Source organism: Micromonospora sp. B9E7 (assembly GCF_039871815.1).
GTDB lineage: Bacteria > Actinomycetota > Actinomycetes > Mycobacteriales > Micromonosporaceae > Micromonospora.
The window spans coordinates 150,535-168,908 of record NZ_JBDPLX010000009.1; the positions used below are offsets into that span (position 1 = coordinate 150,535).

17 protein-coding genes are annotated in these 18,374 nt (G+C 68.2%); 7 read left to right on the forward strand and 10 right to left on the reverse strand.

Annotated features, from left to right (window positions below):
- Positions 1 to 36 precede the first annotated feature (36 nt).
- The gene (locus ABGB10_RS17200; protein WP_347661851.1) at positions 37 to 456 is read right to left on the reverse strand and encodes an SDR family NAD(P)-dependent oxidoreductase; all 420 of its coding nucleotides are present in this window, start codon (positions 454 to 456) and stop codon (positions 37 to 39) included.
- A 210-nt stretch (positions 457 to 666) separates the two neighbouring features.
- On the opposite strand from ABGB10_RS17200, the gene ABGB10_RS17205 reads away from it, so the two are divergent.
- On the forward strand, positions 667 to 960 hold the full coding sequence (locus tag ABGB10_RS17205; RefSeq protein ID WP_347661951.1) for a transposase: 294 nt from the start codon (positions 667 to 669) through the stop codon (positions 958 to 960).
- A 435-nt stretch (positions 961 to 1,395) separates the two neighbouring features.
- Here the strand turns inward: ABGB10_RS17205 and ABGB10_RS17210 are convergent, their stop codons facing one another.
- The 4 genes from ABGB10_RS17210 to ABGB10_RS17225 all read right to left on the reverse strand — a co-directional run bounded on the left by ABGB10_RS17210 (position 1,396) and on the right by ABGB10_RS17225 (position 5,023).
- Complete coding sequence (locus tag ABGB10_RS17210; RefSeq protein ID WP_347661852.1) at positions 1,396 to 1,959, reverse strand: hypothetical protein; 564 nt, start codon at positions 1,957 to 1,959, stop codon at positions 1,396 to 1,398.
- A gap of 608 nt (positions 1,960 to 2,567) precedes the next feature.
- On the reverse strand, positions 2,568 to 2,873 hold the full coding sequence (locus ABGB10_RS17215; RefSeq protein ID WP_347661853.1) for a hypothetical protein: 306 nt from the start codon (positions 2,871 to 2,873) through the stop codon (positions 2,568 to 2,570).
- A gap of 109 nt (positions 2,874 to 2,982) precedes the next feature.
- A complete protein-coding gene (locus ABGB10_RS17220; RefSeq protein WP_347661854.1) occupies positions 2,983 to 4,404 on the reverse strand; it encodes an NAD(P)/FAD-dependent oxidoreductase in 1,422 nt (473 codons plus the stop codon).
- Position 4,405: 1 nt separating this feature from the next.
- Complete coding sequence (locus ABGB10_RS17225) at positions 4,406 to 5,023, reverse strand: hypothetical protein (RefSeq protein WP_347661855.1); 618 nt, start codon at positions 5,021 to 5,023, stop codon at positions 4,406 to 4,408.
- Between ABGB10_RS17225 and ABGB10_RS17230 the strand changes: the two genes are divergently transcribed.
- Positions 5,022 to 5,687 carry a TetR/AcrR family transcriptional regulator gene (locus tag ABGB10_RS17230; protein ID WP_347661856.1) on the forward strand — a complete coding sequence of 222 codons (666 nt, stop codon included), beginning with the start codon at positions 5,022 to 5,024 and terminating at the stop codon, positions 5,685 to 5,687. The genes ABGB10_RS17225 and ABGB10_RS17230 overlap by 2 nt on opposite strands.
- A 20-nt stretch (positions 5,688 to 5,707) precedes the next feature.
- Here ABGB10_RS17230 and ABGB10_RS17235 read toward each other — a convergent pair whose 3' ends face one another.
- Positions 5,708 to 6,943 carry a low temperature requirement protein A gene (locus tag ABGB10_RS17235; RefSeq protein WP_347661858.1) on the reverse strand — a complete coding sequence of 412 codons (1,236 nt, stop codon included), beginning with the start codon at positions 6,941 to 6,943 and terminating at the stop codon, positions 5,708 to 5,710.
- Between the two features lie 483 nt (positions 6,944 to 7,426).
- On the opposite strand from ABGB10_RS17235, the gene ABGB10_RS17240 reads away from it, so the two are divergent.
- Both ABGB10_RS17240 and ABGB10_RS17245 read left to right on the forward strand, forming a co-directional pair.
- The gene (locus tag ABGB10_RS17240) at positions 7,427 to 9,214 is read left to right on the forward strand and encodes a glycoside hydrolase family 15 protein (protein WP_347661860.1); all 1,788 of its coding nucleotides are present in this window, start codon (positions 7,427 to 7,429) and stop codon (positions 9,212 to 9,214) included.
- A 508-nt stretch (positions 9,215 to 9,722) separates the two neighbouring features.
- A complete protein-coding gene (locus ABGB10_RS17245; RefSeq protein ID WP_347661862.1) occupies positions 9,723 to 10,472 on the forward strand; it encodes an alpha/beta hydrolase in 750 nt (249 codons plus the stop codon).
- 112 nt (positions 10,473 to 10,584) lie between these two features.
- Here ABGB10_RS17245 and ABGB10_RS17250 read toward each other — a convergent pair whose 3' ends face one another.
- The 4 genes from ABGB10_RS17250 to ABGB10_RS17265 all read right to left on the reverse strand — a co-directional run bounded on the left by ABGB10_RS17250 (position 10,585) and on the right by ABGB10_RS17265 (position 14,382).
- Entirely contained in the window at positions 10,585 to 11,760 is a 1,176-nt protein-coding gene (locus ABGB10_RS17250; protein ID WP_347661863.1) for a GDSL-type esterase/lipase family protein, read from the reverse strand.
- An 84-nt stretch (positions 11,761 to 11,844) separates the two neighbouring features.
- Positions 11,845 to 12,414 carry a WHG domain-containing protein gene (locus ABGB10_RS17255; RefSeq protein ID WP_330438263.1) on the reverse strand — a complete coding sequence of 190 codons (570 nt, stop codon included), beginning with the start codon at positions 12,412 to 12,414 and terminating at the stop codon, positions 11,845 to 11,847.
- Positions 12,415 to 12,613: 199 nt separating this feature from the next.
- Positions 12,614 to 13,696, reverse strand: coding sequence for a tartrate dehydrogenase (locus ABGB10_RS17260; RefSeq protein ID WP_330438264.1), 1,083 nt, complete (start codon positions 13,694 to 13,696; stop codon positions 12,614 to 12,616).
- Positions 13,693 to 14,382 (reverse strand): GntR family transcriptional regulator, encoded by a 690-nt coding sequence (locus ABGB10_RS17265; protein ID WP_330438265.1) that lies wholly within the window; start codon positions 14,380 to 14,382, stop codon positions 13,693 to 13,695. Before ABGB10_RS17265 ends, ABGB10_RS17260 begins: the two co-directional genes overlap by 4 nt.
- Before the next feature lie 95 nt (positions 14,383 to 14,477).
- Between ABGB10_RS17265 and ABGB10_RS17270 the strand changes: the two genes are divergently transcribed.
- From ABGB10_RS17270 to ABGB10_RS17280, 3 genes are read left to right on the forward strand one after another with little or no spacing between them, the layout of a single operon-like run.
- Positions 14,478 to 15,749 (forward strand): MFS transporter, encoded by a 1,272-nt coding sequence (locus tag ABGB10_RS17270; RefSeq protein WP_330438266.1) that lies wholly within the window; start codon positions 14,478 to 14,480, stop codon positions 15,747 to 15,749.
- Between the two features lie 14 nt (positions 15,750 to 15,763).
- Entirely contained in the window at positions 15,764 to 16,708 is a 945-nt protein-coding gene (locus ABGB10_RS17275; protein ID WP_330438267.1) for a phosphoglycerate dehydrogenase, read from the forward strand.
- Positions 16,705 to 18,369, forward strand: a complete 1,665-nt coding sequence (locus ABGB10_RS17280) for an FAD-binding dehydrogenase (RefSeq protein WP_347661864.1) — start codon at positions 16,705 to 16,707, stop codon at positions 18,367 to 18,369. Before ABGB10_RS17275 ends, ABGB10_RS17280 begins: the two co-directional genes overlap by 4 nt.
- The last annotated feature ends 5 nt before the right edge of the window (positions 18,370 to 18,374 follow it).

Genomic DNA, 18,374 nt, shown 5'->3' on the forward strand with positions numbered 1-18,374 from the left:
AAATATTGACGATCAAACAGAGCTAGCGGCCAGCACTCAAGGCTGGTCGAAATCGGTGGCGATCGTGATGTCGCGCCGGGCGTCGATATCGCTGCGGAGAGCAGCCAGCTTTCGCTCAGCGATCGAGTACGCGATCGGGCTGAGCGGCAGATGAAGCGGGGCCTCATCGGCGTCGACTGCCTCGTCAAACCCACCGAAGGTCTCCACCGCCGTTGCGACCGCTGCGTTGGCTGCCGCCGCATCGGTCACGTCCAGTGGCAAGGTGATCATCCGGCCGCCGAAAGGCTCGGCCATTTCCACGATCGTCTTGACACCGTGGGCCGCCGCGATGACCTGATCTCCGCGCTGTGCCCCAGCGAGCGCGAGCCGCTGGCCGAAGCCGCTCGTGCACCCTGTGAGGAGCCAGTTTTCAATAACTCCCTTCCGAGTTGTTTTCAGGCGAGGCAAAGCTGTCACCGCCACGAACCGTCATATCTGCCATGATCGACCAGTTCATACGCGTTTGAGATCAAGCTACCGCGACCAGGTGGGTTCCGGGCACGTAACTGGTAAGGTCCCGCGAGAGCGTGTTTGAGAAGGGCCCTTGTGGACTGCGTGGCGGCATGACATCGGCGATCCGGACCGGCAGGTAACGCGGTATCTGCGCTTCGTGGCTACCCCTCCGACCTGACCGATGCCCAGTGGGCGCTGATCGAGCCGCTGTTGCCGGAGCCGAACACGGACGGCCGCAGGGGGAAGCACCCACGGCGGGAGACCGTCAACGCGGTCCTGTACGTGGTGCGGTCGGGGTGCCCGCGGCGGTACCTTCCCGCCGACCTGCCGCCGTGGCAGACGGTGTATTGGTACTTCACAGGCTGGGAAGAGGCCGGGGTGACGGAGAAGCTGTTGGCCACGCTGCGGGTGAAGGCTCGGGTGCAGCAAGGCCGGCAGCCGGAGCCATGGGCGGGGATCATCGACTAGCAGAGCGTGAAGGGGGCCGACACCGTCGGCCGAGACAGCCGAGGCTGCGACGCTGGGAAGAAGATCAACGACCGGAAGCGGTTCATCATCACCTCGCACCAGGCTGGAGATCGTCTGTAAACCCGCCAGCGCGGCTTTGCGGTCCACCCACGCCGGTGGGTCGTGGAGCGCACCCTGCCCTGGCTCACCGTTTGCCGCCGGTTGGTCCGGACCACGAACGCCACCCCGCCACCTCCGCAGCGCTGGGCCGCGATCGCTGGCATGACATGGTGTGACGGATGTCGATGTTGCGCAGTGGCCGAAGGATCTGGACCGGTTGTATGCCAGTTTTGCGCACCGGTTCGCCCGGTCCGAGCCGCGACGGCGGGCGCGGCTGTACCTGTCGGGGCTGGTTGCGGGTTTGGACCGCACAAGCGGAACGCATTCGCGTCCACGTCAGTTCCCCTTCGCCACCGTGCGGTTCAGCCACAACGCCGAGACGAGGAAGAAGACGCCACCCGCGATGGCATAGCCCGCCACGTAGGCCAGCGTCGGATTGTCGGCGCCGGCAAGCGAGATGAATGCCGCACCCACCAGCACCGAGAGGCCGCCGCTGATGATCACTGGCAGATGGCCGCCCATCTTGCGACGGGTGACACTCACCATGAGCTGAACCAAGCCGGCCACGATCGCCCAGGCGCCCCACACCCGCAGGACCGCCGGAATGTTGGACGCGGCGGCGACACCCACGCCGACGGCGGCGATGAGGCTGACCGCGATGTTCACGTACAGCAGGGCAGGTGAATCGGCCTTCCGCGACGAGCGGAGGTCGTAAATGGCGGCACCCACGTCGAACAACGGGTACAGCACGAGCAGGATGGCGGCGAGCGGGCCGATGTCCTTGGCGGTCGTGAACAGGATGAGCGCCCAGACGACGGCGAACACGAAGCGGACGAAATACAGCCGCCGCAGGGCGGAAGCGGTGCTCGAATGGCCAGGCGAAGCAGCAACGGAACTCACGATGGCCCTGCCTTCGTCAACGCCTCTTCTCCTGCCCTTTGGTGGGCGGTGACGACGTTTGAATTGCCCCGCAACGCCCGGCTCACCTGTTGCGGCCGGTCACGTCGGCGGCTAGGGCGGAGATGCCTTCCGGCAGCGCAGCCTTCGATGGTCACGGACGAGAGCAACGACCTCATGGCCAGTCCCTCAAGCGTACGGACGAGATGACCGCCGACGGTACCGGTCGCGCCGGTGACAAGGAACGTCATCTACTCATCATGCGACCGTCCCGCTCCTCGCGGGAGAGACTCCGGGGGATAGGGATCGCTAGCCCCTCCCCCGCCCCGACCGCCACCGGGGGGGAACTGATCGTATTCAACGAAAGTAGTTGCCGCCTTCCTCCCGCCGGCGTTTCAGCAGCTCCTGCCCGCCGACGTCGGCCTCACCGCCGGCAGAGCCCGGGACTCGCCGGCAGCGGCACTGCCGCGCGCATTCCGCTGATCAGCTGAGGTTGCGGCACCCACGATGGTTCAACGACCTGGCGATTCTGGGCCTGAACAAGCCCGCTGAAGCTGAGGAACCCCGGGCGTGGGCGTCGTTTCTGCCTACGCCCGGGGAGCTCGTGATCCTCAAGCCTGCTCGATGTCCGAGAACAGCCCTTTGAACGTGACCTGCGTCCCCACGAGGGTGCCGAAGACATCAGCGGCAACGGTTGTCGCGACTGCGGCGGAGGCGTCCTCGTAGCTGTCGAAGTAGAGGTCGAGCGTCCGGTACGCGGGGGTAGCGGTGCCATCCTCCTTCGGCCACACTTTCGCAGACTCGAGTCGCTGCAGCTTCGGGAACTTCGCTGCGGCAGCCTTCACGTCCGCGTAGGCCCGCTCGAAGTCGTCGGGGCTCGCAGGGTTGTCGATGATGATTGTGATCTTGGTGGGCAAGGGACTCTCCTCGAAGTGGAAAGAATGTTCGTTCTGTTTTCGTGCACGGTATTGGACGGCGAGTCTCGTCCCGGCGCGAACAGCGCCGGGACGAGCGCTCGGTTCACCGTCAGCGGCCGTAGGTCTCCAACAGCCGCAGCCACACCTCACTGACGGTCGGGTAGGCCGGAACCGCGTGCCACAGCCGGTCCAGCGGGACCTCGCCGACGACGGCGATGGTCGCGGCGTGGATCAGTTCCGCGACGTCCGGGCCTGCGAGGCTGAAGCCGACGATCACCTTTCGGTCCTCGTCGACGACCATGCGGGCGTGTCCCTTGTAGCCATCGGCGTGCAGGGAAGCTCCGGCGACGGCCCCGAGGTCGTAGTCCACGACCCGGATCCGTAGCCCAGCTGCCTCGGCCGCGGCCGCGGTCAGGCCCACCGACGCGATCTCCGGGTCGGTGAAGACCACCTGCGGCACCGCACGTTCGTCGGCCGTCGCCACGTGCCGGCCCCACCTGCCGTCCTCGACCTTCTCGCCCTTCGCCCGGGCCACGATCACGTCGCCCACCGCCCGCGCCTGGTACTTGCCCTGATGGGTCAGCAGCACCCGCCGGTTCACATCGCCCGCCGCATAGAGCCACTCGCCGCCGCCGACGACGCGCAGGGTGTCATCGACCGCCAGCCAGGCACCCGGCGCCAACCCGACCCGATCGAGGCCGATGTCCTCGGTGTTCGGTGTCCGACCGATCGCCACCAACACCTCGTCGGCCTCGACCCGCTCGCCGGAGGCGGTCTTGATGTGGACGGTTCCGCTGTCGTCGCGGTTGACGGCAACGGCCTCCGCGCCGAGGCGTACCGACACACCGGCCTCGCGCAACGACTGCGTGACCAGTTCACCGGCGAACGGCTCCGCCGACGGCAGCACACCGTCACGGGCCAGCACCGTCACCGCAGACCCCAGAGCGGCGAACGCGGTCGCCATCTCGGCCGCCACCACACCACCACCGATGATGGCGAGCCGACGGGGAACCGAACTGGCCGAAGCGGCCTCGCGGCTGGACCACGGCGCCGACTCGCGCAGCCCCGGGATATCCGGCAACAGGGCGCTGCTGCCAGTCGCGACGACCACGGCGTGCCGCGCGGTCAGCGTCGTGGTGACACCGTCGACGCCGGTCAGTTCGACAACTCGGGCGGAACTGATCCACCCCTGACCGCGGTGCAGCGCGATGCCAGCCGACTCGAGCCAGGACACCTGCCCGTCGTCCTGCCAATGCGACGCGAAGGAGTCCCGCCGGCCCAGCACCGCAGCCGCGTCCAGGCCTCCCGTGACCGCCTCTCGCGCCCCCGGCAGTTGGCGAGCCGCGCGCAACGCGGACGCGCTGCGCAGCAACGCCTTCGTCGGCATGCAGGCCCAGTACGAGCATTCACCACCGACCAACTCCCGCTCGACGATCGCGGCGGTCAGCCCGCCCCGCACAACCCGGTCGGCCACGTTCTCCCCGACCGGACCGGCGCCGATCACGACGACGTCGTACTCGATGGCCGTCATGTCACTTGCCCTTCGCGGCGCGGCCCAGGCGGATGGCCGCGATGAGGAAGAAGATGGCACCGGGAATGGCGTAGCCGGCAGCGTTGGTCAGCGACGGGTTGTCCGCGGAAGCACCGGCGATGAAGGACCCACCAGCCAGAACCGAGATGCCGCCACTGATGATCATCGGCCACTGCCCGCCCATCTTCCGACGAGTGACCCCCACGATCAACTGAACCAGACCAGCCACGACCGCCCACGCGCCCCACACCCGCAGGACAGCGGGAACACCGGAGGCACCGGCGACACCCAGGCCGACGGCCGTGACCAGGCTAACCGCGATGTTCACGTACAGCAGGGTCGGCGAGCCCGTGGCCCGCGACGAACGGAGGTCGTAGATGGCGGCGCCCACGTCGAACAACGGGTAGAGCACGAACAGCGCCACCGCGAGCGGACCGATCTCCTTGGCGGTAGCGATCGTCACGCCAGCCCAGACGATGGCGAACGCGAAGCGGACGAAGTACAGCCGCCGCAGCGCGGAAGCCGTCTGGGAGATACCGGGCGAAGCAGCAATGGTGGTCACGGGTGACCCTTTCAGCGGAGGGGTTAGAGAGACCGATCGTTCTGTCTTGTACAGCATGACAGACGCAGTCCGCATCGTCAAGACCGAACGTTCTATCCGCTACGATGACGATATGACGTCCACCGCATCCGGTACCCGGCCCTCCGAGGCGCACCGTCGGCTCCTCACCACGGCCACCAGGATCTTCTACTCGGAGGGCATCCATTCCGTCGGCGTAGATCGGATCATCGCCGAGGCGAAGGTGACCCGGGCCACCTTCTACCGGCACTTCCCGAGCAAGGACGACCTCATCCTCGCCTACCTGCGTGAAGTGCATGAGATGGAGCGCGGCGCAGTCGACACGGTCATCACCACCAACTCACGGCCGGTCGCCCCACTCCTGGCCATTGCCAACTCCATCGCGGGGAGCATCCAGTCCCCGGGGTTCCGAGGATGCGCGTTTCTGAACGCTGCGGCGGAGTATCCCGACACGGAACATCACGTGCGTCAGGAGATCATCGCCCACCGGCAATGGTTCCTGGACACGCTGACCACGCTGATGGCGCGGGTCCAGGAGGAGACGGCAGAGTCCGCCGCGCGTCACTTCGTCATGCTCCGCGACGGCGCCATGGCCGCCGGATGCCTCTTCGACCCCGCGCTGGTGTCCGAGACCTTCCTCCACGGCGTCGAAGGACTTCTGCGGATCACTGCCGAGCGCCAGCCGACCGAATCCGCGGGCTAGTCCGGCGTGGCCGCGCGCGGTCAGGCTTCCGCGTCGGGATCGCCGGATGTCGCCCGCCCGACCGGCGAGGACGGGACCTCCAGCGGCCGTCCCCGGCTGCGCAACGCGTCGAGGAGCGCGACCAGGGCCAACACGGCGGCCACCACACTCAGCCCGACCATCGGCGCCCACCGCGCCAACAACGGCGTGAACAGCACCAGGACCACCAAGCCGATCACCCGGGGCCAGGAAAGCCGACCGAAGATCTCATACTCCAGCCGTATGCAAGCGACGAGAAACAACACCGGACCGCCCACCACGAACAGAAGCCAACTGGGCTGCGCCGGCCCATACGGATCATCGATCACCAACTCGTAGCCGACCGCCGTGACGAGCACGCTGAGCACGATCAGCAGATGCGTCCGTTCCGACGCCGTACCCAAGCGCCCAGGCATCACCGCCCGAGCCAACGCATCGCTCAGCAGCAGACCCGCGCGGTAGAAGTAGATTCGCCAGAGCAGCGCGCTGGTGGCGAACGCGACCGCGAAGGCGCATGCGCGCTCGGCGGAATAGTCCGCGCCGCTGAAAACCACGCCGATGACCAGAATCGACTCACCGAGGGCGATGAGAAACATCTGCTGGTAACGGTCGGCGAGGTGAGTCCCCGCGATCCGCCAGTGGGACACCTTCGAGACCCCGAGCCACGGCAGCGGCCAGCCCAGGCCCCAGGCGAGATAGTCGACGGCAAGGGCGGCAGCCCACAACGGCAGACGAAGTCGATCCGGACCCAACGCGCCGGCCAGCCACAGAGGCGCGCTCACCAAAGCCCACCCGGCAAGCCGGAACGGCACCAACCGTCGCGGGTGGCCACGCAGCGCGGCGGCGATCACCAGCGGCCGCACCACCATCACCATCAGGTACGCCACCGCGAACGGCAACGCACGCTCCTCCATGGCGCGCGGCAACGTCACCGCCATAATCAAGCCGGCGAACATCGTCCCAACAACCACGGCCTGGATGATCGGCTGCTCCGGTTCATACCGACTGGTGATCCAGGTGGTGTGCGACCAGATCAACCACAGTGCCAAGAACAGCAACAGGGTACGACCAACCCCCCCGACCAGCACCCAGCCCGTGTCATCGCCCAAGTCGGCGAACCGCTGCGACACCCGAGTAAGAGCCACAACGAACGCCAGATCAAAGAAGAGCTCCAGGAACGTCGCCCGACCCGAACTCGTGGCGGGACGCAGCAGCTCGGCACCCCGCCCCGCCGCCATAATCCGCCTCCGTCCGCCCCTTGCCGCACCAACGAGCCGCCAGCCAGAGGGTTGCGTCGGCCCCCATCCCCGCAAGGACATCTGGTGGGCACCCGAAGCCATCATTGAAGCGACCGAAGACCCTCCACGTCCGAGATAACCACCTACTCGACCGCATTTGTAACTACGCCGCCTCCGCCGACACCACCCCGCGTCGCGCGAACCGAACCGAGACAGCGTCAGCAGTTACCTGTGGCTCGACCAGCGGAACTGGCCGGCAGGGTCGGCGTCGACCAGGTCACCGTCTTGGCGCTCGCCCGGGGTTCGACGGCAAGGTGGAGCGTCCCGTCCGTCGCGGTCCCGACTCGCCTGTGGGGCGGGCCAGGCGGCGTGGCGGACCTGGTACCCGCCGTGGCGCCGGGCGGCGGAAGCTCGATGGCGCGAAGGCAGGTTGAGTTGGCGACGCCGGGGCATACGGAGTACCACCGCGGGTACGCGCCGGGCGTGGCGAAGATCAGTGACTACGCACTTCTCGGCGACTGTCACAGCGCGGCGTTGGTCTCATCGGACGGGTCCGTCGACTGGTGGTGCCCGCCCCGGTTCGACGCGCCGAGCGTCTTCGCGCAGGTGCTCGGCGCTACCGGCGGCTTCTGGTCGATCCGACCGCTCGGGCAGTACACGACCTCCCGTCACTACCTTGACGGCACGATGGTGCTCCGCACGGAGTTCCAAACCCAAAGCGGCGTGCTGAGGTTGACGGACGCCCTCAGCCTCGGTGCCGGGGAACGTGGTCACCGGATCGGCTACACGTCTCCGCACGTCCTGTTGCGGCAGGTCGAGGTGGTCGCTGGCGTGGTGGAGGTGGCGGTCGAGATCGCGGCCCGGCCGGAGTACGGATTGGTGAGCCCCACGGTTGCCGAAACGCCGATGGGGATAGAAATATCCGGGGGCGCCGACCGCTTGATCCTGACCGCTGATCGTGATCTTGCCGTCGACGGTTCACTGGTGACCGGGCGATTCACTCTCGCCGCAGGCGATAGCGCCGTGTTCTCGCTGCACCACCGTCGTGCGGCTGACCCGCTGACCGTGCCGCTGGACGGGCGCGCGGCACTGCGGGACACCATCGCCGGCTGGCAGTCCTGGGACGGCATCCACCAGGACTACCAGGGCGCCTACCGGGAGGCGGTCCGGCGCAGCGCCCTGGTCCTCCAGTCGTTGACGTACCAGCCGACCGGTGCGGTGATCGCGGCAGCCACCACCTCGCTGCCGGAAGACGTCGGCGGAGAGGCGAACTGGGACTACCGGTTCGGCTGGCTCCGCGACGGCAGCTTCACCCTCAAGGCGCTGTGGGTTGCCGCCTGCCCCGACGAGGCGCACCGCTTCTTCGACTGGATGGCCGCCTCCTTGGGATCAGTGGACGCGGAGGATCACGTGCCGATCATGTTGGGGGCGGGTGGCGAGCGGGACCTGACCGAACACACCCTGGAGCATCTCGATGGCTACCAGGGCAGCCGACCGGTGCGGATCGGCAACGACGCCTGGCAGCAGAAGCAGCTCGACGTCCTCGGCGAGATCCTGGAGTGCGCCTGGGTCCTGCGGGACGAACTCACGGACCTGTCGCCCGCCGCCGCGGACCTGCTGCGGTCGCTGGCCGACCGGGCAGCCGCCACGTGGCGGGAGCCCGACGCCGGCGTCTGGGAAGGACGCGAGGGGCACCGGCACTACCTGACGGCGAAGCTGATGTGCTGGGTAGCCCTGGACCGGGCCGTCAAGCTGGCAGGAACCCTGGGCGCGCAGGCGCAGGTCCCGCACTGGTCGCAGGCCATGAAGGAGATCCACGCGGCGATTCTCACCGACGGCTGGAGCACCTCGGCCGGGACGTTCACCGGTGCGTTCGGGTCCGACCACCTCGACGCCGGGGTGCTCATCATGTCGATCATCGGGTTCCTCCCCGGCGACGACAGTCGAGTCCTCGCCACCTTGGACACCATCAGACGTGAACTGGGGCGAGACGGCCTCATGCAGCGCTGGACAGGGGCGGGATCGGAGGGCGCCTTCATCGTCTGCTCGTACTTGCTGGTCCAGGCTCTGGCCCTGGCCGGAGAGATCGACGAGGCCAAGCAGATCTTCGAAAACGTCACCGACCGGGCAAACGATCTTGGCCTGCTGTCGGAGGAGATCGATCTCCGCGACGAAAGCCTGATCGGGAATTTCCCCCAGGCGCTGTCCCACATCGGTCTCATCAACGCCGCCTGGGCCATCGATCAGGTGGAGTCCGGCGCCAAATCCTGAGGGCGGACGTGCCGCCACCTCCGCAACGAGGATGCCACTGGCCAGGCTTGCAAGCGGCGTGATGCAGGACCGCAGTCACGCCACCACCCGAACGTCCGGATTGACCCAGCTGATCGCGCTTGGTTGAAGCCGGAGCAAGTGGGTACGCCCGCAAATCGCCGGCATGGTGGTCTAGACGCTTGGCTAAACGCAGGGATTCCAAAATCGGCAATGACTACTCCAATGCGCACTCGGGTGCTTAACTGCTGCAGTAGTCGACAGGGCTTCACCGCCTCACGAGACCAGGCGCGCCTCGACAAGTCGTCAAATAACCTACACGGCCCGGCTTTCCAGATTCTGCTGACAGCAGCCTAGCCGGCCTTAAATACTGGATACTGGAGCACCGCTCCCGCGTCGGCAATTGCGGACCGTTACACGGCTGCCAGCGGAAACGCCGCCGAACATCCTCGTCGCCGGCCTGCGCTACCACCCTCAGTGGACAGTGGGGCCCTTTGAAAGGAACCGCCGGATGAATGCCGCTTCTGACAAGCCTGCCCAGGACGCAGGAATGCCCACCGTCGTACTCGTCCACGGCGCTTTCGCCGACTCATCGAGTTGGAATGGGGTGATCGCCAATCTCAAACGTCGAGGCTACCCGGTCATTGCCGTCGCAAACCCGCTCCGCGGCGTGCAAAAGGACGCCGCTTACGCTCGAGCTGTTGTGGACTCGGTGTCCGGCCCGGTCGTGATAGCGGCTCATTCGTACGGCGGATGTGTGATGACCGAGGCTGCGGATGGCGCCCCCAACGTCAAGGCTCTGGTGTACGTCGCCAGCGTGAGCCCGGACGTCGGCGAGAGCGTGGCCGACTTGATCACCAAGTTCCCGGGAAGTGCGCTCCTCACGTCCGTCAAGATGGTGCCGACTCCTCTCGACGACGGCGGCACGACCATGGCGCAGTACATCCACCAGAACCAGTTCCCGGCGGTGTTCGCCGCCGACATCGACCCCGACACCGCTGAGCTGATGGCGGTAACGCAGCGGCCTCCCACTGAAGCCGCCCAGACCGAGAGCGTGACCAAGGCTGCCTGGAAGACCATCCCGTCCTGGACCCTGATCACCACCCAGGACAAGGGCATTCCGCCGGACCTGCAGCGCTTCCTGGCCAAGCGGGCCGGGTCGACGACGGTCGAGATCGACGCGTCCCACGCCGTGGCAGTCTCTCAACCCGGCCCGGTCGCCGACCTCATCGACACAGCCGCCCGCGCCACCGCCCAGTAGCACTGCAATGGCGGTAGGCGACTCGTGTTCGTAGATCTACGTGTGGCGGACGTTCACATGCTCGGCGGCCGAGCGGGACAGGTGCCCGACGTCTCCTACCGACCCCACATGGTCAGCCGGTCTTGGTGGCGAAGGGGCCACCGTCGCCGAACGCGAGCCGCGCGAAGTTCTCGGCGATGCGCCGATGTCCAGCAGGGTCGGGGTGGACCTCGTCGGGTAGCGGGAGTTCGGCGTAGTCCGCCTCGCCGTAGAGGTTACGTCCGTCGAGGTAGTGCAGGTTCGGGTCGTCGGCCGTGCGCTGTTCGACGATCCGGGCGAGTTCGTCACGGATGACGTTGAGCGTCAGCCGCCCGGCGCTGCGCTCGGCCGGATCGCCCGTGGCCTTGAACCGCAGGGTCCCGCCCTCGAAGTCCGGGGCGAGGGGGCCGGGCGTGTCCTCCTGGACCGGGCACAGGATGGCGGACACGACCAGCAGTGGTGTGGTCGGGTGCCCTTCGCGGACAGTGTCGAGGAAACCGTGGACCGCGGGAGCGAAGGCGCGCAGACGCATCACATCGCTGTTGACGATGTTGATGCCGATCTTGACACTGATCAGGTCCGCCGGGATGTCGCGCATCGCGCGGGCGGTGAACGGGTCGAGCAACGCGCTCCCGCCGAACCCCATGTTGACCAACTCCACACCGCCCTCAGCCGCGGCCAGGGCCGGCCAGATGGCGCTGGGATGAGCGGCGTTCGAGCCGTGACTGATGGAACTGCCGTGGTGCAGCCACGTCCTGCGCCCGCTGGGCGGGGCCTGCTCAACGGGCGCGTCGGTGCGCAGCGCGATCAGTTCGGTGATCTCCGTATGCGGGAGCCAGATCTCGATGTCCTTCTCACCCGCCGGCAGATCCGCGAAGCGGGCGGTGCCGGCCGGCCCCTCGGTCAGCACCGAGGTTTGGGTGAACATGTCGGTAACGGTCCGGACGTTGCCCCCGGGCACCGAGGCCTGCGCGGCCAGGCGGCCGTTGATCAGCAGGTCGTAGACGCCGTCCGCCGGTGGTGGGAAGCCTTGGTAGACCCGTTTGGTGGGCAGCGTGTCCAGTTCGATCGTGGTGGCCCGGGTACGGAACGCCAGCCGCACCCCGGAGGGCTGGGCCTCGGCCATGGCCAGTTGGTCGTCGGGGATCTGCCGGCGCGCCTGGGTGGTCAGCCGATGCGGCAGCAGACCGCGCGCGGTCGCCTCCACGTCGACAAAGCCGCGCAGGAGGTCCGCGGTGACCGGGGTGATCCATTGTTGTTCGGTGGTCATTGCCTCAAGCCTTTCGACCGAATCTCGGTGTTCACCGGCGCGCCGCGCAGCGAACCGCTTGCGGCGGTGCGGCCGTTGTCCGGGTCAGGTAGTGCTGCGGTTGCGTAACAGCGAGTCGAGCGAATCCACGATCCAGTCCCAGGATTCCTGCGCAGCGGGGGCGCTGTGTTCGAAACCACCGGCCAGCTCCAAACTGACGTAGCCGTGGAAGACGCTGCCCAGCATCCGGACCGCATGCGTCGCGGCCGGCTCGTCCAAGTCGTAGCCCCGCAGGATCGCCCGGGCCATCTGGGCGTGCCGGACGCCAGCGCTGGCGGCCGCTGTTTCCGGGCCGAGCCGGAGCCGGGCGGCCGCATACCGGCCCGGGTGCTCCCTGGCGTACTCGCGGTAGGCGTCAGCGAACGCGGCCAGGGCGTCCCTGCCGGCCCGACCAGCGACGGCGTCGGCGACGCGATCGGCGAGTTCCTCCAGCGCGAACAGCGCGATGCGGATCCTGAGGTCCTGCGAGTTCTTCAGGTGCGAGTACAAGCTCGGGACCTTGACGTCGAACCGCCGGGCGAGCGCCGAGATGGTGACCTCGTCGAAGCCGACCTCATCGGCCAGCTCCGCCCCCGCTCGGGTCAGACGCTCCGGCGTGAGCCCTGGTCTCTCCATCACCCTCCCCCTAACTGCCTACACCTATTATGCTCCTGCCTAATAGGTGTAGGCAAACTCGCCCGCAGCTCGGGAGTAACGGACCGAACGAGAGATCTGGAAGGCGTGCGCCTGGCGCCGTGTCTCTTGCGAACCGAACGCCCTGCGCCACCTCATCAGGCAGCGGCGCATCCTGAGAAGTAACAACCGGAGTAGACGATCAGGACTCGCGCACGCGCTCGGCAATTGCGTTGGCCAGTTCCGCCGTCGTGCCGGTGCCGTCCAGGTCGGGGGTGAGCGGGGCTTCCCGCGGACCGTACGCCAGGACGTCCTCGACGGCACCGAGCAGGTGCGCTGCCGCCTCGGGGTGACCGAGGTGCTCCAGCATCATCGAACCGCACCAGATCTGGCCGACCGGGTTGGCGATGCCCTTACCGGCGATGTCCGGCGCGGAGCCGTGCACCGGCTCGAACAGGCTCGGATGATCGCGCTCGGGGTTGATGTTCGCGCTCGGGGCGATGCCGAGCGTGCCGGTGCAGGCCGGGCCCAGGTCGGACAGGATGTCGCCGAACAGGTTGCTGGCGACGACCACGTCGAACCATTCGGGGTGCAGCACGAACTGTGCGGCCAGCGCGTCGATGTGGAACTTGTCGAGACGTACGTCGGGGAACTGCTCGCCCATCGCGGCCACCCGCTCGTCCCAGTAGGGCATGGAGATGGAGATGCCGTTGCTCTTGGTGGCCGAGGTGAGGTGCCGTTTCGGGCGGCGGAGCGCCTGTTCGAAGGCGAAGCGCAGCACGCGGTCGACGCCGACGCGCGTCATGATGGTCTCCTGGAGGACGGTTTCCCGCTCCGTGCCCTCGAAGATGCGACCGCCCACGCTCGAGTACTCGCCCTCGGTGTTCTCCCGGACGACGACGAAGTCGATGTCGCCGGGTTCGCGGCCGGCCAGCGGACTGCGGACGCCTGGCATGAGCCGGCAGGGGCGCAGGTTCACGTACTGGTCGAAGACCCGCCGGAACTGCAGGAGGCTACCCCACAGGGAGATGTGGTCGGGCACCACTGACGGCCAGCCGACCGCCCCGAAGTAGATGGCGTCGTAGCCACGCAGTGTCTCCTCCCAGTCGGGCGGGAGCATCGTGCCGTGCTGCTGCCAGTAGTCGGCGCTGGCGAAGTCGAAGCTGTCGAAGGTGAGGCTCAACCCGAACCGGTCGGCGGTCGCGCGCAACGCCTCGATCCCCGCGGGTACGACCTCCTTGCCGATGCCGTCCCCGGGGATGACGGCGATGCGCTGTGACGTCACGCCGTCTCCCTCAGCGCGGCGAGACCACCCTGCGCGTCCTCGGTGGCGAGGCGTTCGGCGGTGGCGGAGTCGCCGGCGCGCAGGGCCCGGACGAGGGCGCGGTGACTGGTGTACCGCTCCAGGCCGAACGTGTCGTCCGAGGCCACTTTCCGCAGCAGCAGTTCCCGGCGCTGGGGGCGGGAGAACACGCGGCTCTGCTCGAGCATCCGGACGAGGACGGGGTTGTGGGCGCACGCGTTCACGGTGTCGTTGAACTCCTGCATCGTGTCGAGCAGCTCGGCGAGGTGCCGGTCGACCGCCTGCCCGTGACGGTGTCGTTCCTTGAGCAGGATCAGCAGGTCGTCGGCCCGGTCGAGGATCGCGTCCAGGGCGTCGAGCTGACCGGCGGTGGCGTGCCGGGCGGCGAACCGGGCGACGAGGCCGCGCAGGCCGACCTCCACCTCGGCGAGGTCGTCGATGGCCGCGTCGCGGATCGCGGCCACCAGAACGGTACGCGGCCCGATCCGTTCGATGAGGCCGTCGAGTTCCAGGCGGCGCAGCGCCTCACGGACGGGCGTCGGGCTGATCGCGAGCCGCTCGGCCATGCCCCGCTCGGTCACCTTCTCCCCCGCGGCGAGGTCGCCGGTGGCGATGGCGGTGCGGACGTGACGGTACGCCTGGTCGGCGAGCGTCTCGGTAACGGTCATGTTCGGACTCTAACCCATGACACAGCAAAGCTTGTTGCAACTATTGACGAGTTTGCTATAGCAAATTAGCGTGACGCCGGACACATGGAGGTGACATGACCGAAACGCAGGTCCGCGACAGCGCGGTGTCCCACCGGAAGATCACGCTGCTCATCGCTCTGGTGCTGTTCGCGCAGGAGTCGACCTGGAACTTCTACGACAACCAGGTCCCCGCGCTGCTACGCGACCACGTCGCGAGCGCGGCGGTCGTCGGTCTCCTGATGGGAATGGACAACCTGCTGGGGATCTTCGTCCAACCCTGGATCGGCAACCGGTCGGACAACACCCGTACCCGGTGGGGACGCCGCGTGCCGTACCTCGCGGTGGGCATGCCGGTGGCCGCCCTGCTCTTCCTGCTCCTCCCCTGGACCACGTCGCTCGCCACGCTCGTCGTGGTGATGGTCCTCTACGCGCTGGTCGCCAACACGATCCGTCCGCTGGCCGAGTCGATGGTGCCGGACTTCATCGCGCCACAGCGGCGAAGCCGGGCGAACGCCGTCGTGAAGATCGCGACCTCGCTGACCATCATCGTGGCGTCGCTGATCAGCCTGTTCGTGGTGGACGAGCATCCGCGCGGCGCGTTCGTCATCCCGGCGGTGATCCTGTTGCTCGTCACGGGGGTGCTGATCCTCAAGGTGCGTGACAACCGATCAGCGGCATATCAAGCCGCCCTGGCCGAGGACGCCACCGCGAGCAACGGCGGAACGGACGTGCCGTTCCGGCGGATCGTCGCGGACCTGGTCACCGATCGCGACCGCCGACGACTTCTGCTCCTGCTGACCGTTCTGCTCTTCGGTGGCGCATGGTTCGCCTCGCGCTCGCTGATCACCCCGTACGGCATGGAGGTTCTGGGCCTCACGCGTGGAGAGGCGGGCGGGCTCAGCCTGCCCAGCGGCGTCGCCTACCTGCTCGCCGCCTTCCCGGCGGCGCTGTGCGCCGAGCGCTTTGGGCGACTGCGTACCATCGGCGCGGGCATGGCCCTGTTCGCCGTCGCGATGGCTGCCGGATCGATCGTGCGGACCCCGACCGGGACCGTCGTCGTGTTCTGCCTCGCCGCCGTCGGCGCCGCCGCGTTCACGATCAACGCGGCGGTGGCGTTGTGGAACATGGCGCCGTCCAGTCGGGTGCTCGGCACCTACACCGGCCTGTACGCGGTCACCTGGTACCTGGGCGGCTTCGGAGGACCGGCGATCATCGGCGCCGTGGTCGACCTCACCGGCTGGACCGGGATGCTGCTCGACATCGCGGCACTGGCCGCGCTTGCCGTCCTCGTCGTCGTGTACCTCGGCCGCCTGCAACGACGCCGCACGACCGCTCTCCTGTCATGACACGAAGGAATTCGATGCCGACCGTTCTCATCACCACGGACTACCTCGCCCCCGGCGACGAGGTGGACACATACCTCACCGGGCGGGGTTTCACGACCCGGCACGACCCGATGCGGGGACCTCGCCGGCCCGAGCAGCTGATCGCCGCCCTGGCCGGGGTCGACGGCGCGTTGATCGCCAACGAGCCGATGACGGAGGAGGTGCTGCGGCAGGCGTCGAGCCTGCGCGCCATCGTGCGCACCGGCGCCGGCTACGACACCGTCGACGTGGCCGCCGCTGCCCGGTTCGGCATCAGCGTGAGTAATCTGCCGGGGATCAACAGCAACGCGGTGGCCGAATACACCATCGCGTTGCTGCTCGCCCAGGCACGGCATCTGGTGCCGATGGCCGCCGACGTCGCGGCCGGTGGCTGGCCCCGCCGCGACGGCCACGAGGTACGCGGCAAGACCATCGGACTGATCGGGCGGGGTGCCGTGGCACGGCGGGTGGCACCGCTCGCCTCGGCCTTCGGCATGACGGTGTTGTGCACCGGCAGCCTGGCCGCGCCGACGATCCAGGTCACGCTCGACCAGCTGCTTCGCGACTCCGACTTCGTATCCGTGCACACCGCGCTGACGTCGCGCACCCGCCACCTCGTCGACGCCGCAGCGCTGGCACGCATGAAGCCCAGCGCGCATCTGATCAACACCGCACGAGGGCCGATCATCGACGAGGCAGCCCTCGCCGAGGCCGTCCGCGCCGGCCGCCTCGCCGGCGCGGCTCTCGACGTGGTGGACGTCGAGCCGCTGCCCGCCGACAGCGTCCTGCGCGGCGTCGAGGGCATCACCGTCTATTCGCACATGGCCGGGCAGACCGCCGAGGCGCGGCTGGCCGCAGGGATGGAGGGTGCCAAGGAACTGGTCGCCGCCCTCGATGGCCGCCCCGCCCACTCGGTAACCGCAGTACGGGAGCTGGCATGACCAACAGGACAGCAGAAGCGGACGTGATAGTGGTCGGGGCGGGCCTCGCCGGGTTGGTCGCCACTGCGGAGCTGGTCGCCGCCGGTCGATCCGTCCTACTGCTCGATCAGGAGCCCGAGCAGAGCCTCGGCGGCCAGGCGTTCTGGTCGTTCGGCGGGCTGTTCCTGGTTGACTCGCCCGAGCAGCGCCGGATGGGCATCCGCGACTCCCTGGACCTCGCGTGGCAAGACTGGCAGGGCAGCGCGGGGTTCGACCGGCCCGAGGACGACTGGCCGCGGCGCTGGGCCGAGGCGTACGTCTCGTTCGCCGCGGGCGAGAAACGCTCGTGGCTGCGAAGCCTGGGCATCAAGCTGTTCCCGATCGTCGGCTGGGCCGAGCGCGGTGGCTACGACGCCACCGGGCACGGCAACTCGGTGCCGCGTTTCCACATCACCTGGGGTACCGGTCCCGGCGTGCTCGAGCCGTTCATCGCGATCGTGCGGCAGGCCGCCGAGCGCGGTCAGGTCCGGCTGGCGTTCCGCCACCGGGTCGACACGCTGACCACTCGCGCCGGCGTTGTCACCGGCGCGGCCGGGACGATTCTGGAGCCCAGCGACGCTCCCCGTGGAACCGCCAGTTCCCGCGTCCCGGCCGAGGACTTCGCCTACACGGCGCAGGCCGTCCTGGTCACCTCCGGCGGCATCGGAGGCAACCACGACCTCGTACGCCGCAACTGGCCGGAACGGCTCGGGACGCCGCCCGCTCACCTGATCACCGGTGTCCCGGCGCACGTGGACGGTCGAATGCTCGACATCACCACGGACGCGGGCGGCGCCGTGATCAACCCGGACCGGATGTGGCACTACGTCGAGGGCATACAGAACTGGGATCCGATCTGGGCCTCCCACGGCATACGAATCCTGCCCGGCCCGTCCTCGATGTGGCTCGACGCGCGTGGCCGCCGGCTCCCGGTGCCGCTCTACCCCGGATTCGACACCCTGGGCACGCTCGCCCACCTGCGTTCGACCGGATACGACCACAGCTGGTTCGTGCTCACCCAGAAGATCATCGAGAAGGAGTTCGCGCTCTCCGGATCGGAGCAGAACCCGGACCTCACCGGCCGGAGCGTTCGTCAGGTCCTGGGCCGCCTCCGTGCCGGGGCGCCGGCACCCGTGGAGGCGTTCAAGCGCCGCGGCGCCGACTTCGTCGTGACCGACGACCTCGACGAACTCGTCAAGGGCATGAACGCCCTCACCGGCGAGCCGCTGCTGGACCCGCTCGACGTGCGCCGCACGATCGAGGCGCGCGACCGACAACTCACCAACGACTTCACCAAGGACATGCAGATTGCCGCGATCCGCAACTTCCGCCGATACCGCGGCGACCGGCTGATGCGCACCGCGCCGCCGCACCGGCTGCTCGATCCCGCCGCCGGACCGCTGATCGCCGTACGCCTGCATGTGCTCACCCGCAAGACCCTCGGCGGCCTGCACACCGACCTCGACGGCCGGGTGCTCGACGGCACCGGGCAGCCGGTGCACGGCCTCTACGCCGCGGGCGAGGTCAGCGGGTTCGGCGGCGGTGGAATGCACGGGTACCGCGCCCTGGAAGGCACCTTCCTCGGCGGTTGCCTGTTCTCCGGACGCCAGGCCGGCCGCGCGCTCGCCGCCACCCTCACCTGACCATG

Bases quoted from the DNA above. Each gene is read 5' to 3' on its own strand.
- ABGB10_RS17220 (WP_347661854.1), bottom strand. From the start codon at position 4,404: ATGACGGCCATCGAGTACGACGTCGTCGTGATCGGCGCCGGTCCGGTC.
- ABGB10_RS17230 (WP_347661856.1), top strand. From the start codon at position 5,022: ATGACAGACGCAGTCCGCATCGTCAAGACCGAACGTTCTATCCGCTAC.
- ABGB10_RS17225 (WP_347661855.1), bottom strand. From the start codon at position 5,023: ATGCTGTACAAGACAGAACGATCGGTCTCTCTAACCCCTCCGCTGAAA.
- ABGB10_RS17235 (WP_347661858.1), bottom strand. From the start codon at position 6,943: ATGGCGGCGGGGCGGGGTGCCGAGCTGCTGCGTCCCGCCACGAGTTCG.
- ABGB10_RS17245 (WP_347661862.1), top strand. From the start codon at position 9,723: ATGAATGCCGCTTCTGACAAGCCTGCCCAGGACGCAGGAATGCCCACC.
- ABGB10_RS17250 (WP_347661863.1), bottom strand. From the start codon at position 11,760: ATGACCACCGAACAACAATGGATCACCCCGGTCACCGCGGACCTCCTG.
- ABGB10_RS17255 (WP_330438263.1), bottom strand. From the start codon at position 12,414: ATGGAGAGACCAGGGCTCACGCCGGAGCGTCTGACCCGAGCGGGGGCG.
- ABGB10_RS17265 (WP_330438265.1), bottom strand. From the start codon at position 14,382: ATGACCGTTACCGAGACGCTCGCCGACCAGGCGTACCGTCACGTCCGC.
- ABGB10_RS17270 (WP_330438266.1), top strand. From the start codon at position 14,478: ATGACCGAAACGCAGGTCCGCGACAGCGCGGTGTCCCACCGGAAGATC.
- ABGB10_RS17275 (WP_330438267.1), top strand. From the start codon at position 15,764: ATGCCGACCGTTCTCATCACCACGGACTACCTCGCCCCCGGCGACGAG.
- ABGB10_RS17280 (WP_347661864.1), top strand. From the start codon at position 16,705: ATGACCAACAGGACAGCAGAAGCGGACGTGATAGTGGTCGGGGCGGGC.